The sequence below is a fragment of the Pseudarthrobacter sp. RHLT3-21 genome (genome assembly GCF_059383495.1).
This window is the reverse complement of sequence record NZ_JBWZCI010000019.1, coordinates 14,935-36,001: the sequence shown is the minus strand read 5'-3', so window position 1 is coordinate 36,001 and position 21,067 is coordinate 14,935. Positions and strand designations below refer to the sequence as shown.

At 66.9% G+C, this 21,067-nt stretch carries 19 protein-coding genes and 1 pseudogene; 17 read left to right on the top strand and 3 right to left on the bottom strand.

The window, feature by feature from the left end:
• The first annotated feature begins 5 nt into the window (after nucleotides 1–5).
• The 4 genes from AC50YA_RS17245 (at nucleotide 6) to AC50YA_RS17230 (ending at nucleotide 4,458) form a co-directional block, all read left to right on the top strand.
• Nucleotides 6–782: a demethylmenaquinone methyltransferase gene (locus AC50YA_RS17245; protein WP_494983457.1), complete on the top strand. Its 777-nt coding sequence runs from the start codon at nucleotides 6–8 to the stop codon at nucleotides 780–782.
• Between the two features lie 3 nt (nucleotides 783–785).
• Nucleotides 786–2,114, top strand: coding sequence for a geranylgeranyl reductase family protein (locus AC50YA_RS17240; RefSeq protein WP_494983456.1), 1,329 nt, complete (start codon nucleotides 786–788; stop codon nucleotides 2,112–2,114).
• Entirely contained in the window at nucleotides 2,111–3,211 is a 1,101-nt protein-coding gene (locus AC50YA_RS17235) for a polyprenyl synthetase family protein (RefSeq protein ID WP_494983455.1), read from the top strand. Before AC50YA_RS17240 ends, AC50YA_RS17235 begins: the two co-directional genes overlap by 4 nt.
• 407 nt (nucleotides 3,212–3,618) lie before the next feature.
• Nucleotides 3,619–4,458 (top strand): type IV toxin-antitoxin system AbiEi family antitoxin domain-containing protein, encoded by an 840-nt coding sequence (locus AC50YA_RS17230; protein WP_494983454.1) that lies wholly within the window; start codon nucleotides 3,619–3,621, stop codon nucleotides 4,456–4,458.
• Nucleotides 4,459–4,576: 118 nt separating this feature from the next.
• On the opposite strand, the gene AC50YA_RS17225 is transcribed toward AC50YA_RS17230, so the two are convergent.
• The gene (locus AC50YA_RS17225) at nucleotides 4,577–5,005 is read right to left on the bottom strand and encodes a hypothetical protein (protein ID WP_494983453.1); all 429 of its coding nucleotides are present in this window, start codon (nucleotides 5,003–5,005) and stop codon (nucleotides 4,577–4,579) included.
• Between the two features lie 184 nt (nucleotides 5,006–5,189).
• A pseudogene (locus AC50YA_RS17220) lies at nucleotides 5,190–5,861 on the bottom strand (trimeric intracellular cation channel family protein); the annotation flags it as partial.
• 61 nt (nucleotides 5,862–5,922) lie between these two features.
• Here AC50YA_RS17220 and AC50YA_RS17215 point away from each other — a divergent pair.
• From AC50YA_RS17215 to AC50YA_RS17170, 10 genes are all read left to right on the top strand, one after another.
• A complete protein-coding gene (locus tag AC50YA_RS17215) occupies nucleotides 5,923–6,657 on the top strand; it encodes a sirohydrochlorin chelatase (RefSeq protein WP_494983452.1) in 735 nt (244 codons plus the stop codon).
• 142 nt (nucleotides 6,658–6,799) lie between these two features.
• Nucleotides 6,800–8,545, top strand: a complete 1,746-nt coding sequence (locus tag AC50YA_RS17210) for a nitrite/sulfite reductase (RefSeq protein WP_494983451.1) — start codon at nucleotides 6,800–6,802, stop codon at nucleotides 8,543–8,545.
• Complete coding sequence (locus AC50YA_RS17205) at nucleotides 8,542–9,291, top strand: phosphoadenylyl-sulfate reductase (protein ID WP_494983450.1); 750 nt, start codon at nucleotides 8,542–8,544, stop codon at nucleotides 9,289–9,291. The genes AC50YA_RS17210 and AC50YA_RS17205 overlap by 4 nt, the downstream gene beginning before the upstream one ends.
• Nucleotides 9,288–10,235 carry a sulfate adenylyltransferase subunit CysD gene (gene cysD / locus AC50YA_RS17200; protein WP_494983449.1) on the top strand — a complete coding sequence of 316 codons (948 nt, stop codon included), beginning with the start codon at nucleotides 9,288–9,290 and terminating at the stop codon, nucleotides 10,233–10,235. Before AC50YA_RS17205 ends, cysD begins: the two co-directional genes overlap by 4 nt.
• Nucleotides 10,236–11,669 carry a sulfate adenylyltransferase subunit 1 gene (locus AC50YA_RS17195; protein ID WP_494983448.1) on the top strand — a complete coding sequence of 478 codons (1,434 nt, stop codon included), beginning with the start codon at nucleotides 10,236–10,238 and terminating at the stop codon, nucleotides 11,667–11,669.
• A gap of 158 nt (nucleotides 11,670–11,827) precedes the next feature.
• Nucleotides 11,828–12,994, top strand: coding sequence for an RtcB family protein (locus tag AC50YA_RS17190; protein ID WP_494983447.1), 1,167 nt, complete (start codon nucleotides 11,828–11,830; stop codon nucleotides 12,992–12,994).
• 199 nt (nucleotides 12,995–13,193) lie between these two features.
• Nucleotides 13,194–14,330: an ABC transporter substrate-binding protein gene (locus AC50YA_RS17185; RefSeq protein ID WP_494983499.1), complete on the top strand. Its 1,137-nt coding sequence runs from the start codon at nucleotides 13,194–13,196 to the stop codon at nucleotides 14,328–14,330.
• A 37-nt stretch (nucleotides 14,331–14,367) separates the two neighbouring features.
• Nucleotides 14,368–15,093: an ABC transporter ATP-binding protein gene (locus AC50YA_RS17180; RefSeq protein WP_494983446.1), complete on the top strand. Its 726-nt coding sequence runs from the start codon at nucleotides 14,368–14,370 to the stop codon at nucleotides 15,091–15,093.
• Complete coding sequence (locus AC50YA_RS17175) at nucleotides 15,083–16,075, top strand: ABC transporter permease (RefSeq protein WP_494983445.1); 993 nt, start codon at nucleotides 15,083–15,085, stop codon at nucleotides 16,073–16,075. The genes AC50YA_RS17180 and AC50YA_RS17175 overlap by 11 nt, the downstream gene beginning before the upstream one ends.
• A 227-nt stretch (nucleotides 16,076–16,302) precedes the next feature.
• Nucleotides 16,303–16,767 carry an SRPBCC family protein gene (locus AC50YA_RS17170; protein ID WP_494983444.1) on the top strand — a complete coding sequence of 155 codons (465 nt, stop codon included), beginning with the start codon at nucleotides 16,303–16,305 and terminating at the stop codon, nucleotides 16,765–16,767.
• 10 nt (nucleotides 16,768–16,777) lie between these two features.
• On the opposite strand, the gene AC50YA_RS17165 is transcribed toward AC50YA_RS17170, so the two are convergent.
• Entirely contained in the window at nucleotides 16,778–17,272 is a 495-nt protein-coding gene (locus AC50YA_RS17165) for a cupin domain-containing protein (RefSeq protein ID WP_494983443.1), read from the bottom strand.
• A gap of 75 nt (nucleotides 17,273–17,347) precedes the next feature.
• On the opposite strand from AC50YA_RS17165, the gene AC50YA_RS17160 reads away from it, so the two are divergent.
• The 3 genes from AC50YA_RS17160 (at nucleotide 17,348) to AC50YA_RS17150 (ending at nucleotide 20,994) form a co-directional block, all read left to right on the top strand.
• The gene (locus AC50YA_RS17160; RefSeq protein ID WP_494983442.1) at nucleotides 17,348–17,965 is read left to right on the top strand and encodes a TetR/AcrR family transcriptional regulator; all 618 of its coding nucleotides are present in this window, start codon (nucleotides 17,348–17,350) and stop codon (nucleotides 17,963–17,965) included.
• Nucleotides 17,966–18,159: 194 nt separating this feature from the next.
• On the top strand, nucleotides 18,160–19,428 hold the full coding sequence (gene cobA, locus AC50YA_RS17155; RefSeq protein ID WP_494983441.1) for a uroporphyrinogen-III C-methyltransferase: 1,269 nt from the start codon (nucleotides 18,160–18,162) through the stop codon (nucleotides 19,426–19,428).
• A 99-nt stretch (nucleotides 19,429–19,527) separates the two neighbouring features.
• Entirely contained in the window at nucleotides 19,528–20,994 is a 1,467-nt protein-coding gene (locus AC50YA_RS17150; RefSeq protein WP_494983440.1) for an FAD-dependent oxidoreductase, read from the top strand.
• The last annotated feature ends 73 nt before the right edge of the window (nucleotides 20,995–21,067 follow it).

Sequence of the window (21,067 nt, the reverse complement as noted above, 5' to 3'; positions counted from 1 at the left end):
GCATGGTGAACCGAGCATCCTTGGAAAAGCGTCCGGACGAAGTAGCCACGATGTTTGACGACGTCGCACCTAAGTACGACGTCGTCAACGATGTCCTCTCCATGGGGCAAACCCGCCGCTGGCGCAGGATCGTGGTGGACGCCATGGACATGAAACGAGGCCAACGGGTGCTGGACCTGGCCGCGGGAACCGGCACCTCCAGCGAGCCATATGCCGATGCAGGCATAGATGTCATCGCCTGCGATTTCTCCCTCGGCATGCTCAAAGTTGGCAAGCGCCGCCGCCCGGACATCAACTTCATTGCCGGCGACGCCACTAACCTGCCTTTCGCGGACAACAGCTTCGACGCCAGCACCATCTCGTTCGGGCTACGCAACGTCAACGAGCCCAAGAAGGCGCTGGCCGAGATGCTCCGCGTCACCAAGCCCGGCGGCAAGCTGGTCATCGCCGAGTTCTCCGCGCCGGTGGTTCCGCTGTGGCGCACCATGTACACGGAATACCTCATGCGTGCCCTGCCGGCCATCGCCGTGAAGGTAGCCTCCAATCCGGACGCTTACGTCTACCTCGCCGAGTCCATCCGCGCCTGGCCGGACCAGGACCACCTGGCCGCCTGGCTGCAGGAATCCGGCTGGGAAAAGGTTACGTACCGCAACCTGACCGGCGGGATCGTGGCCGTGCACCGCGCCACCAAGCCGCTGGAATCCAAGCCAGAGGGCGCAGCGGAGGCCATCGCCGCGCACAAGGGCCCCGTGGCCAAACTCCGACGAAACATCCAGCGCTGACCAGTGAATGTCCTGATTGTCGGCGCGGGGCCAGCCGGCTCCACCGCCGCGTATTACCTTGCCAAGGCCGGCATCAGCGTGACCGTCCTGGAAAAGACCAGCTTCCCGCGCGAGAAGGTCTGCGGCGACGGCCTCACCCCGCGGGCAGTCCGCGAAATCCAGAAGCTCGGACTGCCGCACCCTGAAGCGGACGGCTGGCGCCGGAACAAGGGCCTCCGCCTGATCGCCGGCGGCCGCACCATCGAACTGCCCTGGCCCGAGGTCTCCGACTTCCCGCAATACGGCCTGATCCGCACACGCCTGGGCTTCGACGAGGAACTGGCCCGCCACGCCCAGGCCGCCGGCGCACAAATCCTCGATCGGCACAGCGTCACCGAAGCCCTGCGGTCTGAAGACGGCCGCGTGACCGGTGTCCGCGCAGCGCTCCTGGACGAGTCCGGACGCAAGACGGGGGAGTCACACCACTTCAGCGCCGACGTCGTACTCGCCGCAGACGGCAACTCCACGCGAACCGCCGTGTCGCTGGGCATCCAGAAGCGCGACGACCGCCCCCTCGGCGTCGCCGTCCGCACCTACTTCACGTCGCCCCGGCACAACGACGACTGGATGGAAGGCTGGCTGGAACTCCCCGGCCGCGACGGGAAATTGCTCCCCGGCTACGGCTGGGTGTTCGGCGTGGGCGACGGCACGTCCAACGTGGGCCTCGGCATCCTGAACTCGTCCAAGGAATTCGGCAAGCTCGACTACAAGCAGGTCCTGCGCGAATGGACCGCCGCCATGCCCGCCGAATGGGGCTTCACCCCGGACAACCAGGTGGGCGAAATCCGCGGCGCCGCGCTGCCCATGGGCTTCAACCGCACCCCGCACTACTCGCCCGGCCTCCTGCTCCTGGGCGACGCCGGCGGCATGGTCTCCCCGTTCAACGGTGAGGGCATCTCCTACGCGATGGAATCGGCACGGTTCGCGGCGGAGTTCATCATCGACGCGTCCGCGCGCTCCTTGTCCAACGGGACGTACGACGCCGACGCGCACCTCGCGGGGTACGCGGACTATGTGCGGGGCCAGTGGGGATCGCACTTCACGCTGGGCCGGGCATTTGCCTCGCTGATCGGAAAACCCGCCGTTATGAAGCTGGCACTGCGGACCGGGATGCCCATTCCCGTGCTCATGCGCTTTGTGGTGCGGCTGCTGGCAAACCTGACCGACCCGGCCGCGAAAGGCTTCGAGGACCGGGCCATCCGCGTCCTGGAATCGCTGGTTCCGGCCACATCCAACACCCCACCGGCATCGAACCAGCGGTATCCGCAACAAAAAGTTAGGGTTAACCAGTGACTAACTCCGCAGACCACAGCTGGACGCACGCCGGGCACGGCCTGCCGGACTCCGAACCCAGCCTCAATACCACCGCCATTGCCACGGGACTGCAGCTGCCCGCCGGCTTCGCGGCCATCGCGGAGGACGCCGAGCTGGGCCCCGCCATCACCAACAACCTGGCCCGTGTGGAGAAGAAGCTCCGCGAGGCCATTGCCAACTCCGACCCGCTGGCTGATGCGACGTCGCGTCACCTTGTGGAAGCCGGCGGCAAGCGCATCCGGCCGCTGCTGACGCTGCTGTGCGCCCACCTTGGCGACGCCTCACTTCCCGCCGTGGTGCAGGCGGCCGTGGTGGTGGAACTGACCCACCTGGCAACGCTGTACCACGACGACGTGATGGACTCGGCCCCGTTCCGCCGCGGCGCCCCGACGGCCCACGAGGTCTGGGGAAACTCCGTGGCCGTCCTCACCGGCGACCTCATCTTCGCCCGCGCGTCCATCCTGGTGTCCGAGCTTGGCTCACGCGCGCTGGGAATCCAGGCCCGGACGTTCGAGCGCCTGTGCCTGGGCCAGCTGCACGAAACGGTGGGCCCGCGCCCGGACGAGGATCCGGTGGAGCACTACCTGTCCGTCATCGCTGACAAGACCGGTTCCCTGGTGGCCGCGTCCGGCCAGCTCGGTGCCATCTTCGCCGGTGCCGACGAGGCCTACGAGGACCTCCTGGTGGAGTACGGCGAGAAGGTGGGCGTGGCCTTCCAGCTCGCCGACGACGTCATTGATGTCACCGGCGTCAAAGTGAAGTCCGGCAAGTCACCGGGCACAGACCTCCGCGAAGGTGTGCCCACGCTGCCGGTCCTGTTCCTCCGGCGGGATGCCGCAGCCGGTGACCAGTCCGCCGTCGACCTTTTGAAGCTCATTGATGGGGACCTGACCTCCGACGCTGCCTTGGCTGCCGCCGTGGCCGGGCTGCGCGAGCACCCCGTCACCGCCGAGTCCTGGGTGATTGCCCGCCGTTGGGCCGACGAAGCCATTGCCGCACTTGCGCCGCTTCCCGAAGGTGTTGTGAAGTCCTCGCTGGCCAACTTCGCCCTGGCCGTGGTGGACCGCGCCAGCTGATTCTCTTGTTTGCCTGTTTGCAGCGGGCCTCGGCGGGGTGAGCCTGCCGGGGCCCCGCTCGTTTAAATGCAATCTCGGTTAAATGCAATAGCCCCGGTTCTCAGCAGCGTTACGAGTCACACGCTGCGTCGAACCGGGGCTATATCTCCGTTCGCATCAGACCCGCCGGAGGCGTTTAGCGGATCCATGAACAGTATATGACAGATTTGTCACAGGATGCAAACCTGTTGTTACTGCGCGTGTCACAGGCTTTCTTCGCTCGTTCGTGGGGCACATTGCGGCGCCGCAGGGGCATCCCGGGCTGCACAGACGGCGTGTCCGTGTCGAAGTGCCCCGCGACGGCCACGTTGTCCACATGAGGCACCTTGGGTCTGCCCTTTGCTGGACTCCAAGTGCACCGTGGATCAATGGATATTGTGACTTTTCTCGGCACGCGGGCCGGCGTAGCCCGGGCCTCAACGCTCCGCGCGGCCGGATTTTCCCGAACCTCCCTCGACAATGCACTTGCGGCCGGGCGAATTGTGCGGATCCGACGAGGCATCTACAGCATGCCGCGTGAGGCAGACGTGTTCGGCCTGGCGCTGCAGCACAACGCTCTGCTGACGTGTCTGTCGGCCGCCCCCGTGTACCAGCTGTGGAGGATACATGACGCTGGTCCCGTGCACCTCAGTCCAGGGCATAAGAGGACACCGCCGGGGACGCTGACCCATGGTAGATGTGGACACCCGTCCCACCCCTGGCTGCCGGTGGCCGGCCTGGCCGACGTCCTGATTCATTCGTTGCGTTGCTTGCCAGCAGCGGAATCGCTGGTCATGCTTCAGTGCGCAGCCCAGCGGGGCGACATCAGCCTGGATTTCCTGCGGAGCAAGCTCCCCGGAAACCGCAACGCCCGCGCCAGGTCCGTCCTGGACAGCGTGATCCCGCGAGCGGATTCCCTTCTGGAGGTGTTGGCCAATTACCACTTCCGGCGGGCGGGACTGCATGTCCGCAGGCATGTCTTCATTCCAGAAGTTGGGGAGGTGGACTTCCTTATTGAGGAGTGTGTCGTAGTGGAAACCGACGGAGGCACCCATTTGGAGGCCCGGCAAGTGAAGAAGGACCGAAAGCGCAACAATGCCACCCTCATCGGCGGACGTCTTGGCCTGAGGTTCGGTTATGACGACGTTGTCTATCACCCTGAGCGAATGGTGAGCCAGGTGTTGGCAGTACTGGAACTGTCGCGGCAGGGGGCTTTCGGCGCGAGGTGAGTCGCGCCGTCGTGGGGCACTTTGGGCGACGTATCCGAAGAAACCGGCCTAGCGCGCGGCGCGTCCGTGTCGAAGTGCCCCGTATAGGCCGGGCAGGGGGCAGGGCAGGGGGAGGACCCTAGTTTTCTTCCTCGTCGTTGAAGGCCCACTCGAACATGTCGAAGACGAATTCGGAGAAGGTGCCTTCTTCGCTCTTCCACTGGCCGCGGGCGTTGTTGCGGCGGTACACGATGGGGTCCGGGATGCCGAGATCGCCTACGCGGAAGCCCCAGGTGAACTGTTCTTCCTCGTCCTCAAGGAACATCAGGAAGCCTTCGTCATCCACTTCCAGCTCTTCAGGATCCCAGAAGTAGTGGTAGGCCTCCATGATGTCCTCGCAGCCGCCCACCGCCAGGTAAAACTCCTTCAGGACCAACGGGACCTGGAACTGGTGTTCGGTGAGGGCCGCGTCCAGTTCGTCCGCGGGCAGGCCATCCTCTGCCTGCCATTCGTCCTCGAGATACGTCGGAACAAGCGCGCGGAACTTCTCGAGGAACATGTCAGTCATGCTCATATCCTAGCTAACTGCGGCGTGCTCCAGAGCCGCCGCCAGCCCCATCAGCCCCACCGCCACCAAAGCCCTCTGCCCCGTCCCCCCCGCCGTCCCCTCCGCCGGAGCCCCCGCCGTCCCCGCCGCCGGAGCCCCCGCCGTCCCCTCCGCCGGAGCCCCCGCCGTCCCCGCCGCCGGAGCCCCCGCGGGAGCCGCCGCCGGAGCCCCTCCGGTGCCAGCCGTGCACGGCCAGCGGAACATACCAGGACCGGCGCCAGGCAACCACGCGGAAAGCGAACACCACGGCAGCCACCGCGCACGCCGTCAGCACGTTGAAGGCCCCCGTAACCCAGAGCAGCGCGGTCAGGGCCGCCCCACTGAAAGCAGGCAGCGCGTAGAGGTCCCGGGGGTTGAAAAGCTGGGGCACCTCGTTCGCGGTGATGTCCCGCAGCAGGCCGCCGCCCACCGCCGTGGTCACGCCGAGCAGCATGGCGGCCACCGGGTTCATCCCCAGGGCAAGGGCCTTCAGCGTTCCGGTGATGCAGAAGAGGGCCAGCCCGCCGGCGTCGAACAGCACCAGCAGCGAGGTGTACCGCTGCACGCTGGAGTACAGGAAATACACCAGGACGGTCGCCAGCACCGGGGGAACCAGATACGCGGGGTTGGAGAAGGCTGCCGGCGTGGTGTTGAGGATGATGTCGCGGATGACGCCGCCACCGAGGGAGACCAGGGACGCCAGCAGCAGTGACCCCACCAGGTCGAACTGTTTCCGCGCCGCCAACAGGGATCCTGAGACGGCGAAGAAGAAGACGCCGGCCAGGTCCAGCCACACCAGGTCGATGTCGAACGGCAATGTGTCGAACGGCAATGTCATGAGGCGTCCCGGCGGTTTCAAGGTGGGCGAACAGGGCGGCTCCAAGGTTACGCTAGCCCCTATGAACAACCCGATCATGATCGCCTGTGCCCACGGGACGTCCAGCACCCAGGGCGCTGCGGAGGTCAACGCCCTGCGCGCAGCCATAGCCGCCCTGCGCCCTGGCCTGGACGTGCGCGAAGCCTACGTGGACGTCCAACAGCCGGACCTCGTGGATGTGGTGGCGGGACTGCCCGAGAAGGACAAAGCAGTTGTTGTGCCGCTGCTGCTGAGCGTGGGCTACCACGTCAAGGTGGACATCGCCCGCGCTGTGAAGAGCCGGCCGGGGAGCCTGGCTGCCTCGCCACTCGGCCCGGACCCGCGGCTCGCAGCCCTGCTGGACCAGCGCCTCCGGGAGGCCGGCGTCACGGACCGCGACGCGATTGTCCTCGCCGCTGCCGGGTCCTCCAATCCCAACGCCGCCGTCAGCGTCGAAGAGCTCGCCGACCAGCTCAGGGCGCTGCGCCGCAACCGTATTCTGCCCGCCTACGGTGCCTCTGCCCAGCCGTCGGTGCCCGACGCCGTCGCCATGCTGCGCCTGGAACTGGCAGGAGGCGCCGGGGCGGGGGAGTCCGCGGGGGCCGTGGACGACGGCGGCCGCGTGGTGATTGCCTCCTACCTGCTCGCGCCGGGGTTCTTCCACGACCAGCTGGCCAAAGCCGGCGCCGACCTCGTGACGGAACCACTGCTGCCGTCGCCGGTGCTCGCCGAGATCGCGCTGGAACGGTTCGACGCCGCCGTCGTACACGGTCAATAGGCGCCCGCCCGGGAACTGCAACCAAGCACAGCAGGCAGTCATCTTCAAGGGTCTCCGGCAGTTCGTGACGAAATGTTTCCCTAGGTGACCTCGCGTTTCCGGGCCTTTGTGACGCACTTCGGCAGGCACCTACAGTCGATGCATGACTGATACAGCTCTAGCCGGAGCGTCCGTGGACCCCGCCGTCGCCAAGCGCCCCGCGCGCGCCTCCCGCCCCGCTGCAAAGCCGCACGGGCAGTGGAAAGTGGACGGCAAAACCCCGCTGAACGCCAACGAAACCTGGAAACAGGAAGACGACGGCCTCAACGTGCGCGAGCGTATCGAGACCATCTACTCCAAGGATGGCTTCGACGCCATCCCCAGCCAGGACCTCCACGGCCGCTTCCGCTGGTGGGGCCTGTACACCCAGCGCAAGCCCGGTATCGACGGCGGCAAGACCGCCACGCTCGAACCGCACGAGCTGGAAGACAAGTACTTTATGCTCCGGGTCAGGATCGACGGCGGTGCGCTCACCACTGAGCAGCTGCGCGTCATCGGCCAGATTTCCGTTGACTTCGGCAGGGATTCCGCCGACCTCACCGACCGCCAGAACATCCAGCTGCACTGGATCCGCGTGGAGGACATCCCCGAGATCTGGAACCGGCTTGAGGGTGTTGGCCTGTCCACTACCGAGGCCTGCGGCGACGTTCCGCGTGTCATCCTGGGCTCGCCGGTGGCCGGCATCGCCAAGGACGAGATCATCGACCCCACGCCGCTCATCGCGGAGCTGGGCGAGCGGTTCATCGGCAACCCGCTGCTGTCCAACCTGCCGCGTAAGTACAAGACCGCCATCACGGGCCACCCCAGCCAGGACGTGGTCCACGAGATCAACGACTTTGCCCTGGTGGGCGTCCGCCACCCCGAACTGGGTGTCGGCTACGACCTCTGGGCCGGCGGCGCGCTGTCCACCAACCCCATGCTCGGCAAGCGGCTCGGTGCCTTTGTGAAGCCCGAGGAAGCCGCCGAAGTCTGGCTCGGCGTCACCAGCATCTTCCGCGACTACGGCTACCGCCGCATGCGCACCAAGGCCCGTTTGAAGTTCCTGATGGCCGACTGGGGTCCGGCGAAGTTCCGCCAGATCCTCGAGGACGAATACCTCGGCTACAAGCTGGCCGACGGCCCCGCCGCGCCCAAGCCCACCACTCCGGGCGACCACATCGGCGTGCACGAGCAGAAAGACGGCAAGTTCTTCATCGGCGCCACCCCGCTGGCCGGTCGCCTGTCCGGCGCGCAGCTGGTGAAACTCGCGGACACCCTCGAGGCGCGCGGCTCCTACCGCCTGCGGACCACCCCGCACCAGAAACTGGTGGTCCTGGACGTTGCCAAGGACCACGTGGAACCGCTGGTTGCGGAGCTGGATGCCCTGGGCCTCTCCGCCCGCCCGTCCGTGTTCCGCCGCGGCACCATCGCCTGCACCGGCATCGAATACTGCAAGCTGGCCATCGTGGAAACCAAGGTCACCGCCGCCACCGCCGTCGCGGACCTGGAACGCCGCCTGGCGGACCTCGCAGAATCCGGCGAACTGCCGCACGCGCTGTCCCTGCACATCAACGGCTGCCCCAACTCCTGCGCCCGCATCCAGACCGCGGACATCGGCCTGAAGGGCATGATGCTTCCAACGCCCGACGGCGACCCCTCCCCGGGTTTCCAGGTCCACCTGGGCGGCGGGCTGGCTTCCAACAGCCGCGAAGAGGCAGGTTTGGGACGCACCGTCCGCGGCCTGAAGGTATATGTCGAGGACCTGCCGGACTACGTGGAACGCGTTGTGCGCACGTTCGTGGCTAAGCGCGCCGAAGGCCAGACCTTCGCCGAGTGGGCCCACGCAGCAGACGAGGAGGCCCTCCAGTGAGCAAGCACGCATTGGGAGTCGATCCAGTGGCATCGCCTGCCGCCGCCCTCCGCACCCACGACGAGCTCAAGGTCATCGCCGAGTCCGGCGCTGCCGAGCTCGGCTGGGATGCCCCGGCCCGCGACGTCATCGCCTGGGTGGAGCGCAACTTCGACCTGTCCGCCGTGGCCGTCGCGTGCTCCATGGCCGACGCCGTCCTGCCGGCGCTGGTCGCGGACCAGCTGCCCGGGGTTGACGTCCTGTTCCTGGAGACCGGCTACCATTTCCCGGAAACCTACGCCACGCGTGACGAGGTGGCCGCGAACCTCCGCGTCAACGTGGTGGACGTGCTCCCGGAGAACACCGTGGAACAGCAGGACCGGCTCCTGGGCAAGGACCTCTTTGCCCGCGATGCCGCCCAGTGCTGCGCCCTCCGCAAGGTGGCCCCGCTGCGCCGCACCTTGGCCGGCTACGAACTCTGGTTCACCGGCGTCCGCCGCGACGAGGCCCCCACCCGGACCAACACCCCGCTGGTGACCTGGGACGAAGTCAACGGCCTGGTCAAGGTCAACCCGGTGGCCGCGTGGACATTCGACCAGCTGGTCCAGTACTCCGATGACAACCTCCTGCCCGTCAACCCGCTGCTTTCCCAGGGTTACCCCTCCATTGGCTGCCAGCCCTGCACCCGCAAGGTGGCGCCCGGAGACGACCCCCGCGCCGGCCGCTGGGCAGGCACCGACAAGACAGAATGCGGACTACACGTATGAGCACTTTCCTAACCGAGGAGACCACCCAGGTGACTGAAGCCGCCGTATCCACGCGCCTCTCCAGCCTGGACGCCCTCGAGTCTGAAGCGATCCACATCATCCGCGAAGTCGTGGCCGAGTTCGAGAAGCCCGCGCTGCTGTTCTCCGGCGGCAAGGACTCCGTGGTGATGCTGCACCTGGCCACCAAGGCCTTCTGGCCGGGCAAGGTCCCGTTCCCCGTGCTGCACGTGGATACCGGCCACAACTTCCCCGAGGTCATTGACTTCCGCGACCGGACGGTGGAGCGGCTGGGACTCAAGCTCGTCGTCGGAAGTGTCCAGGAGTTCATCGACCGCGGCGAGCTGGCCGAGCGCGCCGACGGCACCCGCAACCCGCTGCAGACCGTCCCGCTGCTGGACGCCATCCAGCGGAACAAGTTCGACGCCGTCTTCGGCGGCGGCCGCCGTGACGAGGACAAGGCCCGCGCCAAGGAGCGCATCCTGAGCCTCCGCGACGAATTCGGCCAGTGGGACCCGCGCAACCAGCGACCCGAACTGTGGAACCTCTACAACGGCCGCCACACCGTGGGCCAGCATGTCCGCGCGTTCCCCATCAGCAACTGGACCGAGCTGGACATCTGGCGCTACATCGAGCGCGAGAACATCGAGCTGCCGGGCCTGTACTACGCCCATGACCGCGAAGTGTTTGCCCGCGATGGCATGTGGCGTGCGGTGGGCGAGGTTTCCCAGCCGATGCCGCACGAGGAAGTCATCGTCAAGACGGTCCGCTACCGCACCGTGGGCGACATGTCCTGCACCGGTGCCGTTGAGTCGGACGCAGCCACCGTGGGCGACGTTGTGATCGAAGTTGCCGCCTCCACCATCACCGAACGTGGCGCCACCCGTGCAGATGACCGCATCTCCGAGGCCGCCATGGAAGACCGCAAGAAGGATGGGTACTTCTAAATGAGCACTTCAATCATCGAGGCAGCGCTGGAAACGGCCCTGCCCACCACCCTGTTCCGCTTCGCCACCGCCGGATCGGTCGACGACGGGAAGTCCACTTTGGTGGGCCGCCTCCTGCACGACTCCAAGGCGATTCTTGCTGACACGCTCGACGCCGTTGCCCGCACCTCCGCGGACCGCGGCTTCGGCGGCGCGGGTGCCACCGGCACCCAGGCAATCGACCTGGCCCTCCTGACCGACGGCCTGCGCGCCGAACGCGAGCAGGGCATTACCATCGACGTGGCCTACCGCTACTTCGCCACGGACCAGCGCAGCTTCATCCTGGCCGACTGCCCCGGGCACGTTCAGTACACCAAAAACACGGTGACCGGCGCGTCCACGGCGGATGCCGTCGTCGTACTTATTGACGCCCGCAAGGGTGTCCTGGAGCAGACGCGCCGGCACCTGTCCGTGCTGCAGCTGCTGCGGGTGGCGCACGTGATTGTGGCTGTGAACAAGATCGACCTCGTGGACTTCAGCGAGTCCGTGTTCCGTGAAATCCAGGCCGACGTGCAACGGGTGGCCCGCGAACTGGGCATCGGCTCGGCCGAGCTGGGCAGCGCGGACCACATCGATGACCTGCTGGTGATCCCGGTGTCCGCCCTCGACGGCGACAACGTGGTGGACCGTTCCGAGCGCACGCCCTGGTACGACGGCCCGGCCCTGCTGGAGGTCCTTGAGACCCTGCCGGCCGCGGACGAGATCGACACGCAGCTGGAGAGCTTCCGTTTCCCGGTGCAGCTGGTTATCCGGCCGCAGGGTGCGCTGGCTCCCGACGCCGTCGCCGGTGGCCTGGACGTGGAAGCCTTCCGCGACTACCGCGCATACGCCGGCCAGATCACCGAGGGGTCCGTGAAGGTGGGGGATTCCGTGTCAGTGCTGACCCCCGGCCAGGCTGCCCGCACCACCACGGTGACCGGCATTGATTTCGCCGGAGAGTCACTGCAGGAAGCGTTCGCCCCGCAGTCCGTGGCGATCCGCCTGGCGGAGGAATTCGACGTCGCCCGCGGTGATACGATTGCCGCCGCCGGAACCTTCCCGGAGTCCACTGCCGACCTGTACGCCGCGCTGTGCTGGCTCTCGCCCAAGCCGCTGCGTGAAGGTGCCAAGGTGCTGGTGAAGCACGGTACCCGCACGGTCCAGGCGCTGGTCCGCAGCGTGAGCGGCAAGCTGGACCTGGCCACCTTCAAGCTCGAAGGCGCGTCCAGCCTGGAGCTGAACGACATCGGCCACGCGCAGCTCCGGCTCGCCGCGCCGCTGCCGCTGGAGAACTACCTGCACCACCGCCGCACCGGCGCGTTCCTGGTGATCGACCCGCTGGACGGCAACACGCTGGCCGCGGGCCTGGTCAAGGACCACCCGGGCGACCACGAGGATGAGCGCTACTCCATCTGAGTCTCAGCTTGAGCTGCCCTGCCCCGCATGACCGGTGTTGCCCCGACACCGGTTATGCGGGGCAGAGCCGTCCGTGGGGCTTTCGGGCCTGGCCCTGGGGCCTGGTCCTTGCGGGCCGGCAGGCGCCAGACCATTATCGTGAGTGGGAGGCCCGCGGCATGGAAACCATCAACAGCAAGCTCATCAACTGGGCCTCGATCCTTGACACCAAGACGCGCGAGCAGGCGCTGGCCACCGCCACGCTGCCGTTCATCTACCCGCACCTTGCCCTGATGCCGGACGCGCACCTGGGCAAGGGCGCCACTGTCGGCTCGGTGATTCCCACCCTGCGCGCGATCATCCCTGCTGCCGTCGGTGTGGATATCGGCTGCGGCATGATCGCCGTGCGGACCCAGTACTCGGTCAAGGAGCTGCCCAAGGACCGCAAACGGCTGCGCGAGGACATCGAACGGGCCATTCCGTTGTCTGCAGGCCACAACAACCGGCGGGTCGGCGCCACTGCCGAACCTCGCCTTGCCGAGCTCCGGAGGCTGGCGGCGCAGGCCGGGTTCAACCCGGCCCAGTATCTGGCGAAGTGGGAACTTCAGCTGGGCTCGCTGGGATCGGGCAACCACTTCATTGAGGTCTCCGCGGACGAGACCGACGCCGTCTGGCTGTTCCTGCACTCCGGCTCGCGGGGCGTGGGCAACAAGATCGCGCAGCACCACATCGGCGTGGCCCAGCAGGTGACCCGGAAACGCGGGACCAGGCTGCCCGACCCGGACCTCGCCTACCTGGAGGAGGGTACCAGCGAGTTCGCCCGGTACATCAAGGAACTTCGCTGGGCGCAACATTTTGCCCTCCTGAACCGCGAGGAAATGATGGACCGCGTCATCGCGCAGTTCGGGCACTGGGTGGGCGGCTATGTCACGGAGCGCGAGCGGATCAACTGCCACCACAACTTCACGCAGCAGGAGACCCATTACGGCAAGTCCGTGTGGGTGTCGCGCAAGGGGGCGATCAGAGCCGAGCGCGGCGATCCGGGACTTATCCCCGGGTCCATGGGGACGGCGTCGTACGTGGTGGAGGGGCTCGGCAATCCCGTCTCGCTGAACTCCTCCCCGCACGGGGCCGGCCGCGAGTACTCCCGGACGGCTGCCCGCAAGACGTTCTCCTTGGCCGAGCTGAAGGATGCGATGCGCGGCATCGAGTTCAGGGCCACTGAGGCGTTCATCGACGAGATTCCGGCGGCGTACAAACCGATCGATGTGGTGATGCGCGACGCGGTGGACTTGGTCACGGTGCGGCACAAGCTGCGGCAGCTGATCAACGTCAAGGGGGACTGAGCGGCCCGCTCGCCGGAAGAGGGCGGGTTCGCACGGAACGGAACGGCGTCCGGGCACCGTTCCGGCGAGCTCGGCGAACTGCGTAACGTGGAGGCCGGAATGTGACGCTGCATGAACCCGCGTGACCCCCCGTTTCTGCTTCATTGAATGGGTTTATGTCACTCCCTATGGTGAAACAATGACTAGTTCCAAGCCCGGGATGACCCGTATCGTGGCAGGCGAAAGCGCAGTACCCAAGCGCAAGCGCGCCATCGAGGCGGCCCTGGCCATCGGGCTCGTCTTCCTGATCGCCGCCGGTGCCGTAGTGGCGTCGTCCATTTCCCGTAATTCGGCGGCAGAGGCAGCCATTCCGGCGCCCACTCCGGCTGCGGAACTGAAGCTTGGTTATTTCGGAAACCTGACCCATGCCCCCGCCTTGGTGGGCGTGAAGCAGGGGATCCTCGCCCGGAACCTGGGCGACACCAAGCTCAGCACCGAAACTTTCAACGCGGGGCCTGCCGCGATCGAGGCGCTGAACGCCGGCGCCATCGACGCGGCATACATCGGCCCAAATCCCGCGATCAACTCGTTTGTCAAGAGCGAGGGGGAGTCTGTGAGCATCATCGCCGGTGCCGCCGCGGGTGGCGCGCAGCTGGTGGTGCGTCCCGGGATCACCTCCGCGGCGGACCTCAAGGGGAAGACACTCGCGTCGCCGCAGCTCGGCGGCACGCAGGATGTGGCGCTCCGTGCCTGGCTCGCCGCGGAGGGCTACAAAACGAACGTTGACGGCAGCGGCGACGTCGCGATCAACCCCACGGAGAACGCCCAGACGCTGAAACTGTTCCAGGACGGAAAGCTCGACGGCGCCTGGTTGCCCGAGCCGTGGGCGTCCCGTTTGGTGCTCCAGGCCGGAGCCAAGGTCCTGGTGGACGAAAAGGACCTCTGGGACGGCTCTCTCTCCGGCAAGGCCGGCGAGTTCCCCACCACCATCCTGATTGTGAACAAGAAGTTCGCAGCCGCGCATCCGGAAACCGTGAGGGCCCTGCTGAAGGGCCACGCCGAGTCCGTGGCGTGGCTGAATGACACGCCCGCCGCAGAGAAAACGGCCGTCATCAACGACGCCCTGCAGGAATCGGCAGGCGCGGCGCTCCCCGCCGATGTCCTTGATCGAGCCCTGCGGAACGTGGTGTTCACGGTGGATCCGCTCGCGGGAACCTACCCCAAGCTCCTCGAAGACGGGGTGAAAGCCGGCACCACCAAGCAAGCGGACATCACCGGACTGTTCGACCTCCGTGCCCTGAACGAAGTCACCGGGACTGCCAGCCGCGTCTCCGCCCGCGGCCTCGGCCAGGACTGACTCTCAAACACCCCACCAACTACCTAAGGACGGGACCATGCCAGTCGTACTGGAAAACCTGGGCAAGCGCTTCGGCGACGGCGCCCCGGTGCTGGACGACGTCAACGCCACCATCGGCGCGGGCGAATTCGTTGCCCTCCTCGGTGCGTCCGGCTGCGGCAAATCCACCCTGCTGAACATCATGGCGGGACTGGAGGTGCCGACGTCGGGCGCCCTTGAAGTACCCAGCGACGGAGCAGCTTTTATGTTCCAGGACGCCGCCCTCTTCCCCTGGCTGACGGCGCGGGAGAACATCGAGCTGGCGCTGAAGCTGCGCGGTGTGGGGAAAGCTGAACGCCGGATCAAGGCCGATGAGCTGCTCGAGTTGGTGCACCTGGGCGAGGCCGGGGACAAGCGTCCGCACGAGCTTTCCGGCGGTATGCGCCAGCGCGTGGCTCTGGCCCGGGCCCTGTCGCAGGACCGGCAATTGCTGCTGATGGATGAGCCGTTTGCCGCCCTGGACGCCATCACCCGCGACCTCCTGCACGACGAACTGGAACGCATCTGGAAGGAAACCGGGCGCACCATCGTTTTTGTGACCCACAATGTCCGCGAGGCCGTGCGGCTGGGCCAGCGTGTGTTGCTGCTGTCGTCCCGACCCGGCCGCGTGGTCCAGGAGTGGGCTGTTTCCGAGGAACACCGAACCGACGCCGGCCTGGCCGGACAGCTGACCGGGGTCATCACCGCCCGGCTGCGGGAGGAGATTCGCCGCCATGCCAAATAACCCCACGCCCCTCGCCGAGAGCGACCCGCTGGTCGAGGCTGACGAGACCGGCATTTCGACAAGCTCAATCCCCGGACAGCCGGAAACCCGCAAAGTCCACGCGGCCCTGACCCGCTCTTCCACCGGGCACGAGGACCTGCGCGAGCTCGAAGCCGGGCTTGATTCGCTCCAGTCCGACGCCGCGCGCAACCACCGGATCGACTGGAGCCGTGTCCTCCTGCCCGTCGCGGCGCTCGTGGTCCTGGTCCTGATCTGGCAGTTCTACGTTTCCCTAGGCCTCAAACGCCGCGACCTGGTTCCCGGTCCGCTCGACGTCCTGGGCCAGATCGGTGCGCTCTGGGGCGAGGCCAAGCTGCAGGAAGCGGTGTGGACCTCGCTGCAGCGCGGGCTGGTCGGGTTCCTGATCAGCGTTGCCATCGCCACGCCGGTGGGGCTGCTGCTGGCCCAGGTTGCGCCGCTGCGCCGTGCCTTCGGGCCGCTGATTTCCGGCCTGCAGGTCCTGCCGTCCGTTGCCTGGGTGCCTGCTGCCATCATCTGGTTCGGCCTCACGGATGCCACGGTCTACTTCGTGGTGTTTATGGGCGCCATCCCCTCGATCATCAACGGACTGATCTCCGGCGTGGACCAGATCCCGCCGCAGTACCGGCGCGTGGGCACGGTCCTGGGCGCCAACCGCTTCCAGATGGCCGTGCAGATCATCCTGCCTGCCGCGCTGCCGGGCTACTTGGGCGGGCTGAAGCAGGGCTGGGCGTTCTCCTGGCGGTCGCTGATGGCCGCGGAAATCATCGCTGTGGGCGGCACCATCGGCTTCGGACTCGGCTCGCTGCTTGACCAGGGCCGGGTCCTGTCTGACATGACGGTTGTGATGGCTGCGATCCTGCTGATCCTGGCCGTCGGCATCCTGATCGAGCTGCTGGTGTTCGCCCCGATCGAGAAGCGCCTCCTCCGCAGCCGCGGCCTGCTCGCCGGGAGCACGCGCTAACCCGGCAACACCCCTCAAGCGGCAGAAACCTGTCAGCAGAGCCCGATGGCGAGTCCCGCCGTCGGGCTCTGCTGTATGTTGGCAACCTGCGGAACTGGGGCACTTTGACATGGACACGCTGGTAGTTGAGCTGGCTTTGGCCGTTATCCCGGCCAATGTGCCCCACGAGGGCGAGTCCCGCCGTCGTGGGCTCCCTGCAGGGGCAGGTCGTCTGGCAGACTGGCGCCATGACTGTCAGCTTCGTGTGCCGCACCGCGTCCGCCCTCCCGCGGGAGCGCCTGTTCGATCTCGCACGCAGCATTGAGGCGCACCTGGATTCCCAGAAGGCCGCCGGGGAACGGGCCGTAGGCGGGGTCACGTCCGGCCTGATCGGCGAGGGCCAGGAGGTGACCTGGCAGGCCCGGCATTTCGGTGTCCCGCTGAAGATGACAGGCCGCATCACCGAACTGGACTTCCCCGGGAGCTTCACGGACGAACAGGTCAGGGGCCCGTTCAAAACGTTCCGCCACGTCCACGAGTTCGAGGCCACGGCCATCGGCAGCATCATGACGGACCGCGTGGAGTTTACGGCGCCGTTCGGGATCTTGGGGCGGCTGGTGGAGGACCTGGTCCTGCGCCGCTACCTGCAGCGGCTCATCACCAACCGCGGCCGGTTCGTCGCTGGTCTTCGGGACCAGGCTTTCCGCGACTAGGCCTCCAGAACTAGGGCTCCGGGAATGGCGGCGGCCCCAGGATCTCGATACCGCCGTTCAGCTGCCCTGATTCACGGATGCGGTCAAAGTCCACAAGACCTGTTCCTTCGCCATCCGTGAGCGGCTCGCTCGCGCCAAAGTAGAAGGCCTGCGCGCCGCCGGGGGTGTGCAGGCACAGCACGCGGGTCCCCTCCTGGAGGACTTTGAAAGCGTGCGGGACACCCCTCGGCGCAATGGTCACGCCACCCGCTGCGACGTGATGCTCCGTGCCGTCCATGTTCATCAGGATCTCGCCGGCCAGGATGTACATCGTTTCGTCGGAGTCCGGATGGGTGTGCATCGGCGTGACCTTGTTCAGGGCCATCTCATCTTCGAAGAGCAGGAAGGCCCCCGCGGTGTCTTCCTCCGTGGCCTTCCAGGTCTGCACCCCGCCGCCGAAGAACCAGCGCCTGGCCCCTTCGCCGGGCTGCCGGACAACTGCGGATGCTGAGCTCTTCGTCTTCATGATGGTCGCCTCGATAGTGGTCGGAAGACTTATGGGACTACTGTCCCATAACAAGACTGGAGTACCATGAAGAGCATGTCAAGACCATATGCCGACGTCGGCCGCACCGGCCAGAAACGCCGCACCCTTGATGCCCTGGTCGCAGCGGCGCGCCAACTTGTCGCGGATGGCGCCGCGCCTACAGTGGACGATGCTGCGCTGGTCGCCGGGGTCGCCCGCAGCACCGCGTACCGGTACTTCCCGGGGCAGCGGGAGCTGCTGGCTGCCGCCCATCCGGAAACCGCCGCCACGTCGTTGCTGCCCGAAAATCCGCCGGCCGACGTCGCGGAGCGGCTGGACGCCGTGATTGCCCAGTTCACCCGGATGATTCTCGAAACCGAAGCGCAGCAGCGGACCATGTTGAGGCTTTCACTGGAGCAGACCGCCGACGAACGACGAAGCCTGCCCCTGCGCCAGGGCCGGGCGATCGCGTGGATCGCCGAGGCACTGTCGCCGCTCCAGGGGCAGATGACGGAGAAGGACATCCACCGGCTGGTCCTGGCCATCCGCAGCGCCACCGGCATTGAGTCGCTGGTCTGGCTGACGGACATCGGCGGCCTGAGCCGCGACGAGGCTGTTGTCTCCCAGCGTTGGACCGCACGCGCCTTGCTCCAACAGGCTTTGCAGCAAGGAGCTCCGCCCGGCGCGGACTAGCCCCCCGCCGCCGAACTGGGGCACTTTGACACGGACGCGCCGGCGATCGATGCGGCCTTGGCGTTCCTGACGGCCAATGTGCCCCACGACGGCGACCCGGGGCGGCCCACGCCTATGTGACGCAGGGTTACCTTACGTGAACTGGTGTTTCCACTGCCGTTGTTGGTGAAACTGCGCGGCCCTACCGTTGATTCATGGCAATTCAGGATATTTACCCCACAGCACTGCGGCTGCTCGGCCGCACCGTGTTGGTGGTGGGCGGCGGCCCCGTGGCTGCCCGCCGCGCCAAGGGTCTGCTCGACGCCGGTGCACAGGTCACCGTCGTGGCTCCCGTTGCCTCCGCCGCGCTCCGCGAACTGGCCGACGCCGGCCTCCTCACCTGGGAGCCGCGCACTTACGTTCCATCCGACGTCGACGGCGTCTGGTTCGTCCAGACGGCCACCGGCGATCCCGCCGTGGACACCCAAGTGTCGGCCGACGCCGAGGAGCAGCGCATCTGGTGCGTCAACGCCTCCGACCACGAGGCCTCAGCCGCGTGGACGCCCGCCGTCGCCGTGGTGGATGACGTGCAGATCGCCGTGAACGCCGGGGGAGACCCGCGCCGTGCCATGGCCCTGCGTGACGCCGTCGCCACCGCCCTGGAAACGGGCGACCTCCCGCTGCGCCGCCGTCGTGCGTCTGCCGGCTCCGTTGCCCTTGTGGGGGGCGGGCCCGGGGACACCGGCCTCATCACCGTCCGCGGCCGCCGGCTCCTGGGCCAGGCCGACGTCGTGGTGGCAGACCGGCTCGGCCCGCGCGAACTGCTCAACGAACTTGCCCCTGACGTCCGCGTCATTGAGGTGGGCAAGACTCCCGGCCACCATCCCGTGCCGCAGGCCGAGATTAACCGGATCCTTGTGGAGGAAGCACTGAAGGGGCACCGCGTGGTCCGGCTCAAAGGCGGCGATCCTTACGTCCTGGGTCGCGGCGGCGAGGAAGCCGAATACTGCCGGCAGCACGGCGTCGAAGTCGAAGTGGTCTCCGGCGTCACGTCCGCTATCTCAGTTCCGGCCGCCGCCGGCATCCCCGTGACGCACCGCGGCCTGGCCAAGGGCTTCAGCGTTGTCACCGGCCATGAGGAGCTGTCGGAGGTCCCCGCCCGGGCAGACCACACCATCGTCCTGCTGATGGGCGTGGCCGCGCTTCGCGACTCGGCCGATGCCCTGGCCGGTGCCGGTTTGTCTCAGGACACTCCAGTTGGCATCGTTGAGAACGGCTATCTGCCGAATCAGCGCGTAACGATTGGCACGCTCGGTTCCATCGCTGATCAGGCGGAAGCCACCGGCGTCGCAAATCCAGCCGTGATAGTGATCGGCGACGTTGTCCGCGTCAGCCCGTTCGCGCCGTCGCACTTCAAGACAGCGGACTACAGCACCACCACCCCGAACAGCCCCCGCACCACCGCAAGAGCCCTCACCACCTAGCCACCCACCCAACTAGGTCGCACTAACTGTCGTTATGAGCCCTCAAAACGACAGTTAGTGCTACCTAGTTGGGCCGGAACGAACAAAAGGAACACAGCCGTGTCATCAAGCACCTCCGTAGGATCTGCCGAGCGTCCGCTGCGCGTTGCCGTCGTGGGCTCCGGCCCGGCCGGCGTCTACGCCGCGGACATCCTCACCAAGAGCGAAGCCGTCAAGAGCGGCGAGCTGACCGTGAGCATCGACCTCTTTGACCGCTACCCGGCACCCTACGGCCTGATCCGCTACGGCGTGGCACCTGACCACCCGCGCATCAAGGGCATCGTCAACGCCCTGCACAAGGTCCTGGACCGCGGCGACATCCGCTTCTTCGGCAACGTGGACTATGGCACGGACATCTCCATCGAGGACCTCCGCACGCACTACGACGCCGTCATCTTCGCCACCGGCGCCATCAAGGACGCGGACCTGAACATCCCGGGCATCGAGTTGGACGGCTCCTACGGCGGCGCGGACTTCGTCTCCTGGTACGACGGCCACCCGGATGTTTCCCGCGAATGGCCGCTGGACGCCACGGAAATCGCCGTGATCGGCAACGGCAACGTGGCCCTGGACGTGGCGCGTGTGCTGTCCAAGCACGCCGATGACCTGCTGGTCTCCGAGATTCCGGACAACGTCTACGCCGGCCTGAAGAACTCGCCCGTCACGGACGTGCACGTCTTCGGCCGCCGCGGCCCGGCCCAGGTCAAGTTCACTCCGCTGGAGCTCCGCGAGCTGAGCCACTCCAAGGACGTGGACATCATCCTCTACGCCGAGGACTTCGAGTTCGACGAGGAATCGGACCGCCAGATCCAGAGCAACAACCAGACCAAGACGATGGTGGGCACGCTCACCAACTGGATCGCCGAGCAGCCCGAGGACCTCTCCGAGCTGACCGCTTCCCGCCGCCTGCACCTGCACTTCCTGCACAGCCCGGTTGAAATTTACGACGACGCCGCGACGCCGGGCAGGGTTGCCGGCATGAAGTTCGAGCGCACCGAGCTGGACGGCACGGGCAACGCCCGCGGCACCGGCGAGTTCGTGGACTACCCGGTCCAGGCCGTCTACCGCTCGATCGGCTACTTCGGCTCGGCGCTGCCGGAGATCGAGTTCGACCACAAGAAGGGCGTGGTACCGAACGACGGCGGGCGCGTCCTGGATGCCGCCGGCACCCACGTGCCGGGCGTCTACGCCACGGGCTGGATCAAGCGCGGACCGGTGGGCCTCATCGGCCACACCAAGGGCGACGCCCTCGAGACCGTGACGTACCTGCTGGAGGACCGCAAAAACCTGCCGGTTGCTGCCGTTCCCGGGGCGGACGCCGTCGTCGAACTCCTTGACGCCCGCCGCGTGAAGTTCACCAGCTGGGAAGGCTGGCTGGCGCTGGACGCCCACGAGCTCGCCCTCGGTGCTGCAGCCACGGAGGCCGGCGGATCGCACGGCGTTGAGGTCAAGCGTGAGCGCATCAAGGTGGTGCCGCGCGAGGACATGGTTGCCATCTCCCGCGACGGCGTAGCAGCCAACGTCTAGCTCCAGGGCTCCTGACATAGTTTGATGCTGTGGAATGACTTCCGCGTGATTCCGGTGTTTTTGTTGCGTGGTC